This window comes from Pseudoxanthomonas sp. (assembly GCF_035999195.1).
GTDB lineage: Bacteria > Pseudomonadota > Gammaproteobacteria > Xanthomonadales > Xanthomonadaceae > Pseudoxanthomonas_A.
The window spans coordinates 1030222-1043276 of record NZ_DASYGY010000009.1; the positions used below are offsets into that span (position 1 = coordinate 1030222).

General features: G+C 70.0%; 10 protein-coding genes. 4 read left to right on the forward strand and 6 right to left on the reverse strand.

The window, feature by feature from the left end:
* Positions 1 to 77 precede the first annotated feature (77 nt).
* From tilS to VGN58_RS11900, 3 genes are read left to right on the forward strand one after another with little or no spacing between them, the layout of a single operon-like run.
* Positions 78 to 1373: a tRNA lysidine(34) synthetase TilS gene (tilS, locus tag VGN58_RS11890; RefSeq protein WP_327483429.1), complete on the forward strand. Its 1296-nt coding sequence runs from the start codon at positions 78 to 80 to the stop codon at positions 1371 to 1373.
* 48 nt (positions 1374 to 1421) lie between these two features.
* Positions 1422 to 1682 carry an exodeoxyribonuclease VII small subunit gene (locus VGN58_RS11895; RefSeq protein ID WP_327483430.1) on the forward strand — a complete coding sequence of 87 codons (261 nt, stop codon included), beginning with the start codon at positions 1422 to 1424 and terminating at the stop codon, positions 1680 to 1682.
* Positions 1672 to 2550 carry a farnesyl diphosphate synthase gene (locus tag VGN58_RS11900; RefSeq protein ID WP_327483431.1) on the forward strand — a complete coding sequence of 293 codons (879 nt, stop codon included), beginning with the start codon at positions 1672 to 1674 and terminating at the stop codon, positions 2548 to 2550. The genes VGN58_RS11895 and VGN58_RS11900 overlap by 11 nt, the downstream gene beginning before the upstream one ends.
* Positions 2551 to 2608: 58 nt before the next feature.
* Here the strand turns inward: VGN58_RS11900 and VGN58_RS11905 are convergent, their stop codons facing one another.
* On the reverse strand, positions 2609 to 2986 hold the full coding sequence (locus VGN58_RS11905; RefSeq protein WP_055935868.1) for a DUF4870 domain-containing protein: 378 nt from the start codon (positions 2984 to 2986) through the stop codon (positions 2609 to 2611).
* A 124-nt stretch (positions 2987 to 3110) separates the two neighbouring features.
* Positions 3111 to 4469 carry a metalloprotease PmbA gene (pmbA, locus tag VGN58_RS11910; RefSeq protein WP_327483432.1) on the reverse strand — a complete coding sequence of 453 codons (1359 nt, stop codon included), beginning with the start codon at positions 4467 to 4469 and terminating at the stop codon, positions 3111 to 3113.
* A 98-nt stretch (positions 4470 to 4567) separates the two neighbouring features.
* Between pmbA and yjgA the strand changes: the two genes are divergently transcribed.
* The gene (gene yjgA, locus VGN58_RS11915) at positions 4568 to 5125 is read left to right on the forward strand and encodes a ribosome biogenesis factor YjgA (protein ID WP_327483433.1); all 558 of its coding nucleotides are present in this window, start codon (positions 4568 to 4570) and stop codon (positions 5123 to 5125) included.
* Between the two features lie 362 nt (positions 5126 to 5487).
* Here yjgA and tldD read toward each other — a convergent pair whose 3' ends face one another.
* The 4 genes from tldD to VGN58_RS11935 all read right to left on the reverse strand — a co-directional run bounded on the left by tldD (position 5488) and on the right by VGN58_RS11935 (position 13031).
* Positions 5488 to 6930, reverse strand: a complete 1443-nt coding sequence (gene tldD / locus VGN58_RS11920; protein WP_327483434.1) for a metalloprotease TldD — start codon at positions 6928 to 6930, stop codon at positions 5488 to 5490.
* 55 nt (positions 6931 to 6985) lie between these two features.
* Complete coding sequence (locus tag VGN58_RS11925; protein ID WP_327483435.1) at positions 6986 to 10828, reverse strand: YhdP family protein; 3843 nt, start codon at positions 10826 to 10828, stop codon at positions 6986 to 6988.
* A 108-nt stretch (positions 10829 to 10936) separates the two neighbouring features.
* Positions 10937 to 12424, reverse strand: coding sequence for a ribonuclease G (gene rng, locus VGN58_RS11930; RefSeq protein ID WP_327483436.1), 1488 nt, complete (start codon positions 12422 to 12424; stop codon positions 10937 to 10939).
* Positions 12425 to 12434: 10 nt separating this feature from the next.
* A complete protein-coding gene (locus tag VGN58_RS11935) occupies positions 12435 to 13031 on the reverse strand; it encodes a Maf family protein (protein WP_327484643.1) in 597 nt (198 codons plus the stop codon).
* Positions 13032 to 13055: the final 24 nt, after the last annotated feature.

Here is a 13055-nt window from a genome sequence, read left to right on the forward strand (position 1 = left end):
CGGTTCAGACCCTGTCAACGGCGGATCGATGCGCGCGACCGGCTGCGCGGCATGCGCATCGCCGCTAGCATGGCGGCATGCCTCCCCACGTCGCCGCTCCCGCCCTGTCACCGCCGCTGGCGACGGGACGCGTGTGGGTGGCCTTCAGTGGCGGGCTCGATTCGACCGTGCTGTTGCACAGGCTGGCGCACGATCCCGTCGTGCGCCATCACGGCCTGCAGGCGATCCACGTGCATCACGGGCTGCATGCCGATGCCGATGCGTGGGCGGAGCACTGCGATGCCCTGTGCGCGACGCTCGGCGTTCCGCTGCAGGTAAAGCGCGTCCACGTGGACACGACCCGGGGCGAAGGCGTGGAGGCCGCAGCGCGGCGCGCACGCTACGCGGCCTTCTCCGAGGTCATGCAGGCCGGCGACATCCTCGCCCTCGCCCATCATCGCGACGATCAGGCCGAGACCTTCCTGCTGCGCGCCCTGCGTGCCTCCGGGCCGGATGGCCTGGCGGCGATGCGGCCATGGCGCGCGTTCGGCGCCGGCTGGCTGTGGCGCCCGCTGCTGGAGCTGCCGCGCGCCGCGCTGGAGGCCTACGCACGTGCCGCGTCGCTGTCGTGGATCGAAGATCCGGGCAATGCCTCCACCGCCTTCGACCGCAACTTCCTGCGCCACCAGGTACTGCCGCTGTTGCGGCAACGCTGGCCGCATGCCGACGCCGCCCTGGCCCGCAGCGCCGCCCTGTGCGCCGACGCCAGCGAACTGCTGGACGCGCAGGATCGCGCGCTGCTCGCGCGTGCGGCCACCGCCGATCCTGCCGCCCTGCACGTCGCTCCGTTGCGCGAAGCCTGCGCCGCGTCGCGCGCACGCGCGTTGCGGTGCTGGATCGAGCGGCTCGGTCTGCCGCCCTTGCCTGCCGAAGGCGTGGCCCGGATCGACGAGGATCTGCTCGATGCACGGGCCGACGCGCAGGCCGGGTTCGCCTGGCGCGGCGCGGTCGTGCGGCGCTGGCGTGGCCTGCTGCACGCCGAACGCCTGCGTCCTGCCTTGCCGGACGGCTGGCACGCCGTCTGGGACGGCAACGCGCCATTCCGGTTGCCGGACGGCGGCGTGCTGGCGCTGGAAGCAGGCGGTCCGTTCGACACCCCGGTACGACTCACCGACCGCCGCGGCGGCGAACGCATCGCCCTGCCCGGTCGCGCGCACCGGCATGCCCTCAAGGACGTGCTGCAGTCGCTGGGCGTGCCGCCCTGGGAACGGCGCCAGTTGCCGTTGCTCTGGCGCGACGACGCGCTGTGGGCCGCCGGCGACCTGGTGCTCTCGGCCGACTGCGACGCGTGGTTGCGCGCGCGCGGCGCGGGTCTGCGCTGGTGTCGCGGCTGAGCCCGCGCCGGGTTTGACCTGACCGCGGCCGATCCCCACACTTGCCGCATGGCAAAGAAAACCTCCGCAGACGCCTCGCCCGTCGCCCATTTCGAGCAGTCGCTCGACGAGCTCGAGCAACTGGTCGAGAAGATGGAACACGGCGACCTGAGCCTGGAAGCCTCGCTTGCCGCCTACGAGCGCGGCGTGGGCCTGTACCGGCAATGCCAGACGGCGCTCGAACAGGCCGAACTGCGCGTGCGGCTGCTCACCGACCCGGAACAACCCGAGAACGGCGAGCCCTTCGCGCCCGCCCCCGATGGCCGCTGATCCGCGCTTCGCCGCCTGGGCGGCCGCGCTGGAAGGACATCTCGACCGCGCCCTGCCGCCGGCCGACGCCGCCCCGCACCGCCTGCACGCCGCCATGCGTCACGCCGTACTGGGAGGCGGCAAGCGCATGCGCGCCCTGCTGGTCTACGCCAGCGGCACCCTGCTGCAGGCGGACGAGGCCACGCTGCATGCGCCCGCCGTCGCGGTCGAACTGATCCACGCCTATTCGCTGGTGCATGACGACCTGCCGGCGATGGACGACGATGACCTGCGCCGCGGCAAGCCCACCGTGCACATCGCCTTCGACGAAGCCACCGCGATCCTCGCCGGCGACGCGCTGCAGACGCGCGCGTTCGAACGTCTGTCCGTGGCCGACGTCGACGCGGCGCTGCGCGTGGCCTGGCTGGCGACGCTGGCGCACGCCTCCGGGGCAGCCGGCATGTGCGGTGGACAGGCGCTGGATATCGACGCGACCGGCACCCGGCAGTCGCTGGACGGACTGCAGCGCATGCATGCGCTCAAGACCGGCGCGCTGATCCGCGCTGCCGTACGCATGGGCGCCCTGGCCGGTGGAGCCGATGCGGCCACGCTGTCGCGGCTGGACGATTTCGCCAGCGCGCTGGGCCTCGCTTTCCAGGTGCGCGACGACATTCTCGACATCGAGGCCAGTTCCGACCAGTTGGGCAAGACCGCCGGCAAGGACGCGGCGCAGGCCAAGTCGACCTACCCGGCGCTGCTCGGCATGCAAGGCGCAAAGGCCAAGCTGGATGAACTCGATGCGCGGATGCGCGACGCGCTGGCGCCTTACGACGGCCGTGCCGGGGCGCTGCGCGCCCTCGGCGAGCTGGCGATCCACCGCGCCCACTGAGCGGACGCATGAAAAAAGCCCGGCGGTGCCGGGCTTTCTTCTTCGTCGCAATGAGCGCTTACTTGATCAGGCGCAGCGCGAACGGGTAGCGGTACGACTCGCCGTTGTTGGCCTTGATGCCGGCAATGATGCACAGCACCAGGTTGGCGATGCCGACCAGCGGCATCAGCAGCAGGCCGATCAGCACGAAGGCCAGGATCCACGAAATCACGATGGCGATGAACACCGTGATCTGGAAGTTCAACGCTTCCTTGGACTGGTCCACGACGAACCCCTTGGAGGCGTCGTCCTTGCTGACCAGCCAGATGATCAGCGCACCGATCGGGCCGGTGATGATGCCCAGCAGGTGGGCCAGCAGCGACATGGTGCGCTGGTCCTGCGGTGCATCGCCGGTGGCCGGCGGCGGCGGTGCGGTGACGTTGTCGAATTCGCTCATGTAGGAGTTCCCCGAGTGGTGTGGTGGGCGGTCGAGGGCGGCGTTCCCCCGCAGCCCTCCGCATGCCAAGCATAACGGGTAATGGTGCGATCGTCGGCCATGCGCGTGCCGCGGGACCCTGCGGCTACTCGCCCGCCACCGTCATCCGGCCGACCAGGATGGAGCCGACACCGACATGCGAACGGCGGTCCACGTCGCTGCCGACCGCCTCGATGGCCGCGAAGATGTCCTTGAGGTTGCCGGCAATGGTGATGCCATCCACCGGGTAGGCCAGCGCACCTTCCTCGACCCAGAAACCGGCCGCGCCACGCGAGTAGTCGCCCGTCACGCCGTTCACGCCCTGGCCCATCAGTTCGGTGACCAGCAACCCGGTGCGCATGCCCGCCAGCAGATCGTCGAATCCGCCCGCGTTCGCTTTCACCTGCAGGTTGTGGACGCCGCCCGCATTGCCGGTGGTCTGCAGGCCGAGCTTGCGCGCCGAATAGCTGCCCAGCACGTAGCGCTCCAGCACGCCGTCGCGGATGAGGTGCGAGCGCTTCGTCGCCACGCCTTCGGCATCGAAGGCGGCCGAGCGCAGGCCGTGCGGCAGCAGCGGCAGTTCCTCGATGGCGAACCAGTCCGGGAAAATGCGCCGACCCGCGTGGTCGAGCAGGAAGCTCGCCTTCCGGTACAGCGCGCCGCCGGACACCGCGCCGAGCAGATGGCCGATCAGCGAGCGCGCCACCTCGGCGGAGAACAGCACGCGATGCTCGCCGGTCGCCAGCGAGCGCGGTTGCAGCCGCGACAGTGTGCGCTCGGCGGCCTTGCGGCCGATGGCCGCCGGATCCTCAAGTTCAAGGTGCGACAACGCCGTGCTGTACCAGCCATCGCGCTGCATGCCGTCGCCCTGCCCGGCGATCAGCGCGCAGCCGATGGTGTGCTGGGTGTCGCGCTCGCGGCCGATGAACCCGTGCGAGTTGGCGTACACCGACAGGCTCTCGCCGCTGCCGACCGAGGCGCCGTCGGAGTTCTCGATGCGCGCATCGGCATCGCGCCCGGCTGCCTCGCAGGCGAGCGCCAGGTCCACCGCGCGATCCGTGTCCAGCGCCCACGGATGCCAGACATCGAGGTCAGGGAAATCGCGGGCCATCAGTGCCGCGTCGGCGAGACCGGACGCCGGGTCGTCCTCGGTGTAGCGCGCGATGGCGCAGGCCTGCGCCACGGTGGCCTCCAGGCTTTCCTCGCGCAGGTCGGCGGTGCTGGCGCTGCCCTTGCGCTGGCCGAAGTACACGGTCACGCCGATGCCGCGGTCTCGCGTGGACTCCACGGTCTCCACCTCGCCCAGGCGGACGTTGACGTTCAGGCCGGTCTCCTCGCTGCAGCTGACCTCGGCCTGGGTGGCGCCGTGCGCCCGCGCACGCTCCAGCAGGCGCTGGGACAGCACTTCCAGGCGTTCGAGCCGGGCAAGGCTGTCATCGGAAGACGTCAGGGCGGTGGCGTTCAATGCTTTATCCTTGTGTCGTGTGATCCGCACCCGCAGGGCCGGATCGAATGAATCCAGGCGCCCGCACGATGCGGCGGACGCGAAAGAGAGGCAGCAGCATGCGCGGACGCGATCCCGAGACCGGCGAATTCCTGAGCCCCAGCCGCACCCAGCAACGGGGCGAAGCGCTGGAAATCCGCAGCCTGGCCGAAAAGCTGGTGGCGTTGCCGGCCGCGCAGCTGGCGCGCCTGCCGATTCCCGACGACCTGATGCCGCACATCGTCGAGACGCAGCGCATCACCTCGCACATCGCCCACAAGCGCCAGCTGCAGTTCCTCGCCAAGCAGATGCGGCGCGAGGAGGACGAGGTGCTGGAAGCGATCCGCGACGCAATGGACGAAGGCGGCGAAGCGGCACGCCGCGAAACCGCCCTGCTCCACCGCGCCGAGCAATGGCGCGACCGCCTGCTCGCCGGTGGCGACGACGCCCTGGCGGCGCTGCTGGACGAATTCCCGACCGCGGACCGGCAGAAACTGCGCCAGCTGGTGCGCAATGCCGCCGAAGAAAAAGCGAAGAACAAACCGCCGCGCGCATTCCGCGAATTGTTCCGCGAACTGCGTGAGCTGCTTGCGGAAGCGAGCGCGACGCAGGACGGCAGCGAAGAAGACGCGCCATAGCTCCTCTCCCCTCGGTAGAGGGGTTGGGGTGAGGGTACGGCGAAGTCCCTGCAGCGCAGGCGTAACGAATTCCACCGCACCCTCATCCGCCCCTGAGGGGCACCTTCTCCCGATGGGAGAAGGGAAAGGCGCCGACGCATATCGTTCCGCGAGTTGCGCAACTTGCGCGATGTGCTGGCGAATGCTCGCGCAGCGCAGGGAACCAGCGAAGACGGCGCGCCATAGCCCCTCTCCCGCCGGGAGAGGGGTTGGGGTGAGGGTACGGCGAAGTCCATGCAGCGCAGGCGTCACGAATTCCACCACACCCTCATCCGCCTGCGGAGCACCTTCTCCCGCCAGGAGAAGGGACTGGCTGGGATGCATCACGCCTTCGTCCCACCCACCGTCAGGCCTTCGATCAGCAACGACGGCTGGCCGACGCCGACCGGCACGCTCTGGCCGTCCTTGCCGCAGACGCCGACGCCCTGGTCCAGCGCCAGGTCGTGGCCGACCATCTTCACCTTCTGCATGGTTTCCGGACCGTTGCCGATCAGCGTGGCACCCTTCACCGGCGCGGTGATGCGGCCGTCCTCGATCAGGTAGGCCTCAGTAGCGGAGAACACGTACTTGCCGCTGGTGATGTCGACCTGCCCGCCGCCGAAGTTGACCGCGTACAGGCCCTTCTTCACCGAGCGGATCATGTCTTCCGGATCGTCCTGGCCGGCCAGCATGTAGGTGTTGGTCATGCGCGGCATCGGCAGGTGCGCGAACGACTCGCGGCGGCCGTTGCCGGTGGGCGCCACGCCCATCAGGCGTGCGTTGTGGGTGTCCTGCATGTAGCCGACCAGCACCCCATCCTCGATCAGCGTGGTGCAGTTGGTCGGCGTGCCTTCGTCGTCGATGTTGAGCGAACCGCGCCGGCCCGGCAGCGTGCCGTCGTCGACGATGGTCACGCCCTTCGCCGCGACTTGCTGGCCGATGCGGCCGGCATACACGCTGGTGCCCTTGCGGTTGAAGTCGCCTTCCAGGCCATGGCCGACCGCCTCGTGAAGCAGCACGCCCGGCCAGCCGCTGCCCAGCACCACCGGCATCACGCCGGCCGGCGCGTCGATCGCCTCGAGGTTCACCAGCGCCTGTCGCAAGGCTTCGCGCGCCAGATCTTCCGGCTTGCCGTCGGCGAACAGCTCGGCATAGCCGTAACGGCCCCCCATGCCCGCATAGCCGGACTCGCGACGACCGTTCTGCTCGACGATGACCTGCACATTCAGGCGCACCAGCGGACGCACGTCGGAAGCGAGCACACCGTCGCTGCGCGCGACCAGCACTGTGTCGATGCCGCCGGACAGGCTGACGGTGACCTGCTGCACGCGGGGATCGGCCGCGCGAAGGAAACGGTCGATCGCACGCAGCGCCTCGACCTTGGCGTCGTTGCCCATCGCGTCGATGGGGTCGTCGCCGGCGTACAGCGCGCGGCCGCCGGTGCGCACCAGCGTGCGTGGCGCATGCGCGGCGCCGTCGCGGGCGATGGCGCGCGCGGACTTCGATGCCTCCAGCAGCGCCTGCGCGTTGATGTCGTCGGAATAGGCGAAGCCGGTCTTCTCGCCGGACACGGCCCGCACGCCGACGCCCTGTTCGATCGAATGCGCCCCGTCCTTGACGATGCCGTCTTCCACCGTCCAGCTCTCGCGCCGCGCATGCTGGAAATACAGGTCGCCGAAATCGATGCCCGGGCCGAGCAACGTGCCGAAGGCGCGGTCGAGGCCGGACGGGTCGAGGCCGGCGGGCAGGAGAAGGCGGGTTTCGGCGAGCGTGATGGGTAGGGTCATGTCATTACCATGGGGGCGGAGGACCACCGCGGCAAGCGGCCCGACCCGCCGGGACTCAGGGAGCGCCGGCACTGCCGGTGCGTTCGTCGGCGCGTTCGTCGGTGCGGCTACGCGACTGTTCGCGTCCCACCACTTCGACCTTGGGCGACTTCCACGGGCCGGTGACGCGGTAGGTCTTGGCGCCCATCTCGGCCAGCGGCTTTTTCAGTACCGCATTGGCCACGGCGCCTACGGCGGCACCGATGGGACCGCCGGCGACGGCGCCGACGGCCGTCAGCACGTTGGCGGATTTCGGCTTCACGTCCACCGTCTGGTCGAACCGCTCGCTGCGCAGGTCGGTGTCGCCGCGGATCACGATTTCGGCCGCAGGGCCGTCGATCATCAGGTCGTCGCTGCGCGCCAGTCCGCCGTCGAGGCGGATGTCGCCGTCGATCCGGTTGAACGCGAAGCCCTTGGAGAAGAAATCGCTGAAGTCGAGCATCAGGCGGCGGCGCACTTCGGCCACGCTCAACAGGCCCAGCACGCGGCCCGCCCCCGGTTCCACTTCCAGCAGATGACCATCGCGCACGGCGAGCGTCACGCTGCCTTCCAGCGCTGCCAGTCGGAACGCCGCCGGACTGCCCGGCCAGCCGGCGTCGGCGGTGATCTGGCCATGGCCGCCGCCGACGCGGTCGCCGACGCCCAGATCGTCGAACAGCACGCCGAAGTTCTCGCTCTTCACGTCGGCGGCGAAACGCGTGCGCGCCGTGTTGCCGGTGCCGGTCCACTGGCCGCGCACGTCGATCTGCTGGCCGGGGGAGCGCAGTTGCAACTGGTCCACGTACAGGCCGTCCGCCTGCTGGCGGGTGCGCAGCTTGGCGGTGCCCAGGCGCGCATCGCCGAACCGCAGGTCCTCCACGTCCAGCGAGAGCGGCGGCACGGCGGCAGGGTCGATGTCGTCGGTGGCGCTTCGCGCGCCGGAGCCTGCTGTCGCTGCGCCTTCCGTCGGCGCCTTGCGCCAATGCACGCGCGCGAGCTTGCCGGCGATGGCGGCGCCCTTGGCATCGGGCACCAGCAGCGCGCCGGACAGGGCCTCGCCATCCAGCGAGATCGCCAGCGACTGCGGCGCGGGAGCCAGTTGCAGTCGCGTGCCCGGGAAGACCGATCCGAGCATCAGCAGTCGTTCGGCGGTGACGTCGATATGGCGCAGGGGCAGGCCATCGCCTTCGCCGCCCCCGCGTGCGACCGCGATCCACTCCATCGCGTCCAGCGCGCCGGTGCGGCCCGTGGCCACCAGGCCCGACGGCGGCGGCGCGTCCTTCACGTGATCGCTGCCCAGTGCGACGCGCACGCCCGTCTGGCCATTGGTGCTGCGTGCGCGCAGCGCCAGCAGATCGCCGAAGGCCACGTCGATCTCGCCGCTGCCGATCGGCAGCGGCGCCCGCACCGTCGCCGCCAGCGGCGTCGCCGCGGCCTTGCGCATAGGGGCCGGCAGGTTCATCGCCGTGCCCACCAGGTTCGACGTCAGGCTCAGCTGGGTGGGTGCGGCCACGACGCCCGCCGGCGTGCGCGGAATCGCCACGCCAACGGTCCATTGCGAACGCCCGTCCATGTACGGCTTGAGCCAGGTCATCTCGGGCGCACGGTCGAGCAGGCGGTCCGCGTCCACCACGGCGGAGAGATCCGCCTCGAAGGCCTGCCTGCGATCCCGCGTGCCGCTGCCGGCACGCAGGCCCAGCACGCCCGGCAGGCCCTCGTGCACGACCTGCAGCGGTCCGGAAGCGAACCCGCCATCGTCGTACTTCGCCTTGCCGCGCACGTTGGCGAACGCCAGGTCCCAGCGCGTCTCGGACAATTGCGCGCCTTTCAGCTCCACGGTGCCCGCCAGTTTCCTGCGCGCCTGCCGCTCGGCGCGCAGCGGCTGCAGCAGGTCGAAGGTCGCGGACACCGGGCCCTTGGCCTGCAGGTGGTCCAGCGTTTCGCCGTAGCTCTTGCGCAGCGGGCTCTGCCGAAGCAGCGAGAGCAGGCGGGCCGAATCGGTGTCGGTGCGCGCGGTGATCTTCAGGTCGCCCTCGCGGAAATCCGCGATGCCGGCCTGGAAGGCGGGAATGTCCACCTCCGCCAGCGCACCGCGCCCTTTCAGCTCGAAGCCGTTACCGATGAACGCGATGTCGGCGTCGACCCGTTCGAGTTGCGGCCACTCCGGCTGGAACCTGAATTGACCACGCGCGATGTGCGCCACCGCCTCGAAACGCCCGTTGTTCGCCACGAACGGCCAGTCGTCCAAATCGCCGCTGACGATGGCGCGGCCGTTGTGCACGGTACCGCCGACCAGGGCGGCATCCAGCCAGTCGACCGCCGTCTTCGACATCTTGTGGTGGATCCAGAAGCCCTTCGCCACCGGCACCGGCGCGTCGGCCAGGTCCGCCGCCAGATCGATCCAGGGCCGCGTGCCGTCGCCCTGGAACCACAGGCCGCCGCGCAGATCGGCCGCATAGTCCTTGCCCTGCACCTGCAGCGCCGTAGTGCCCACACGCCAGCCGCTTCCTTCGCGCCAGCCCAGCATGTCGCCCCGCAGGCGCACGTCGTGCACCACGGCGAATCCGCTGGGCCAGTCGAAGCGCATCGTCGCGGACGGATCCAGCCGCAGCCGGAAGCCATCGGCGTCGCCCTCGAAATCGCCCGCCAGGCCACTGAGCCCGGGCGAATCGCCGACCGCCTTGAACGCGATGTCGCGCAGCTGTCCTTCCGCATGCAGTGCGCCATGCCTGCGGCCGGCCAGGTTCAAGCGCGCGAGCCGCGCACCGGGCTGGGCCTGCACCAGCCAGCGGCGGAGGCCGGCATCGACCCGGTCGCTGAGCCCCAGCACGGCGAACAACGGTGCCGCATCCACCTGGTCGGCCAGCAGCGCGTAGCGCTCGCCGCCGGCCACGACCAGGCCATCGAGCGTCTGCACGGCCGGTGCCGTGCCCACCCGCAGGCGTGGCGCATCAAGGCGCCAGCCGCCGGACACCAGTCGCCAACGCATGCGCGCTTCCATCTGCTCAAAGCCGATGCGGGTCGGCGCGGCGGACGCCGGCAGCGGCGCGCCCCGTAGCGCGACCTGGCGCAGGCGCACATCCGCTGTCACCAGCACCACGCGATGCTTGCGCAGTTCCGTCCAGGCCTGCACGCGTCCGTTGCCGTGCTCGGCGACCACGCCGGCGTAATGCAGCAGCGGCGACCATGCGCCGATGTCTTCCGCGGACACGTCCAGGTAGGCGCGTCCGTCGCCGGCCTTGCGGTCGAAGTCCACCGTGACATGCAGCGGCGCGGCGTCCCGCCGGATCCATGCACGCGTTCCCGCACGCACGCGGTCGCCCTGCACGCGCAGCCGCAGGTCGATCTCCGGCAGGCGGATGTCCCAACCCAGCGAAGGCGCGATGATCGCCAGCCTGCCGTCGATCACCTGCAGTTCGCCCAGGCCTTCCAGGCTCTGCAGCGGATCGTCGGTGGACTGCGTCTGCCCGGGCAGGCCGCGCACCGACCACGCACCGTCGTCGCCGCGCTGCAGGGTCAGCGACAGGCCGCGCAGGCGCAGTTCGGTGAAGGAACGGCCCGGCAGCAGGCCGCCGTACATCGACACCAGCACCTCGGCCTGGCCGATGCGGACGCCGCCGTCACCCTCACCCAGGCGCAAGCCATCGAGCTGCAACAGCGGGCCGCGCCGCGTCCACTGCGTCTTCACCGAGTCGAAGGCGACCGGCCGGCCGGCCCGCTCACTGAGCCAGGCCGCGATGCGGTCAGGATGCCGCTCGGCCAACGGCAACACCTGGCTGGCGATGCCGAGCACCACCGCCATGCACACGAGCACCACCGCGATGCCATACACGGCACCCCGACGGGCCAGGCGCAGACGACGGCGCAGCGGCGTGGGCATCAGCTCGCTGCGCTCGCGGTGATTCGTGATTCGCGATGAGTGATTCGTACAAGCAGCGAGCGAACCGTGCCTTCGCCAATCACCCAGTACGAATCACCAATCACGGCTTCAGAGCAGCACGACATCGAACTGCTCCTGCAGGTACTGCTCGTCGGCCTGGAAGCGGATCGACTTGCCGAGGAATTCCTCCAGTTCCGCCACCGCCGTCGATTCCTCGTCGGTGATGCGGGCGACCACCTTGGGCGAGGCGATCACCAGCAGGCGCGCGGCCTCGAACTGGCGCACCGCGCGGGTGATCTCGCGGAAGATCTCGTAGGTCACGGTTTCGGTGGTCTTGATGCTGCCGCGGCCGCCGCATTCGGGGCACGGCTCGGACAACTGGCGCGCCAGGCTTTCCACCGTGCGCTTGCGGGTCATCTCCACCAGGCCGAGCGGCGAGAACTCGTACACCGTGGTCTTGGCGTGATCCTTCGCCAGCGACTTCTCCAGCGTGCGCAGCACCTGGCGACGATGCTCGGGATCGTCCATGTCGATGAAGTCGATGATGATGATGCCGCCGAGGTTGCGCAGCCGCAGCTGGCGCGCGACCGATTGCGCGGCTTCCAGGTTGGTGCGGTAGACGGTTTCCTCGAGGTTGCGCTGGCCGAGGAACGAACCGGTGTTCACGTCGACCGTGGTCATCGCCTCGGTCTGGTCGATCACCAGGTAGCCGCCCGACTTCAACGGGACCTGCTTGTCCAGCGCGCGGCCGATCTCGTCCTCGACGCCATACAGGTCGAAGATGGGCCGCTCGCCCGAATACAGTTCGATGCGCTCGGCCAGCACCGGCATGTACTTGGCCACGAACGCCTGCAGGCGCTCGTGGGTTTCCTTGGAGTCGACCTTGACCTTTTCCACGTCCTTGCGGATCAGGTCGCGCACGGCGCGCAGCGGCAGGCTGAGATCTTCGTACAGGATGCTGCACGAGGGCGATTCACGGCCGCGCCGCTCGACCACGTTCCACACGCGCGACAGGTAGGCGATGTCCTCGGCCAGCGCCTCGGCCGGCTGGCCTTCGGCATTGGTGCGGATGATGTAGCCGTGGCCGCCATGCAGGCCGGCCAGTTCGCTGACGACCTGCTTGAGGCGGTGGCGCTCGGCCTCGTCCTCGATGCGCGCCGACACGCCGATCACCTTCGACTGCGGCAGCAGCACCAGGTAGCGCGACGGAATACTGATCTGCGTGGTCAGGCGCGCGCCCTTGCTGCCGATGGGATCCTTCACCACCTGCACCACGATGTCCTGCCCGTCGCGCAGCAAGTCCATGATAGGTACGGCCGGCGGCGCAGGCAGCGGCGCCTCTTCGCCCTCGACCACCGCGCCCGGCGACGAACGCACGATGTCGTTGGCATGCAGGAAGGCGGCGCGATCCAGCCCGACCTCGACGAAGGCCGCCTGCATGCCGGGCATCACCCGCTGCACCTTGCCCTTGTAGATGTTGCCCACCACGCCGCGGCGCCAGCCGCGCTCGATGTGCAGTTCCTGCAGCATGCCGTTTTCGATCACCGCGACGCGCGTTTCGCGCGGGGTGACGTTGACCAGGATTTCTTCCGACATGGGTCCGTCCTCAGGCTGACGCGGTGGCGGCGGTGGCCGTCGGATGGATGCCGAAATCGCGCAGCAGCCGGGAGGTCTCGTAAAGCGGCAGGCCCATCACCGCCGAATAGCTGCCGGCCAGCCGGGTGACGAACTGCTCGGCCCGCCCCTGGATGCCGTAGGCACCGGCCTTGCCCATCGCTTCGCCACTGGCGACGTAGGCGGCGATCTCGTCGTCTTCCAGCTCGGCGAAGCTGACCTCGGTGACGACCAGTGCCTGCGCTTCTAGCGACGCGCTGACCACCGAGACCGCGGAAACCGCCTGGTGGGTGCGCCCTGACAGGCGACGCAGCATGGCGGCGGCATCGGCGGCGTCGACCGGCTTGCCGAAGACCTCGTCGTCCAGGATGACCTCGGTATCGGCCCCCAGCACGACCGCGCCGGCCGTACCCATGACCTTCAACAGACCGGCGCCCGCCTTCTCGCGGGCAACGCGGCGGACGTAGTCGGTGGCGGGTTCGTTGGGCTGGCGCTGCTCGGGGAGGTCGAGGTCGATGCGTCCGAAGGTCAGCCCCAGGCGGGTCAGCAGTTCGGCGCGGCGGGGGGATTGGGAGGCCAGGTAGAGCATCACGGAAGAATAACCCGCGGCGCC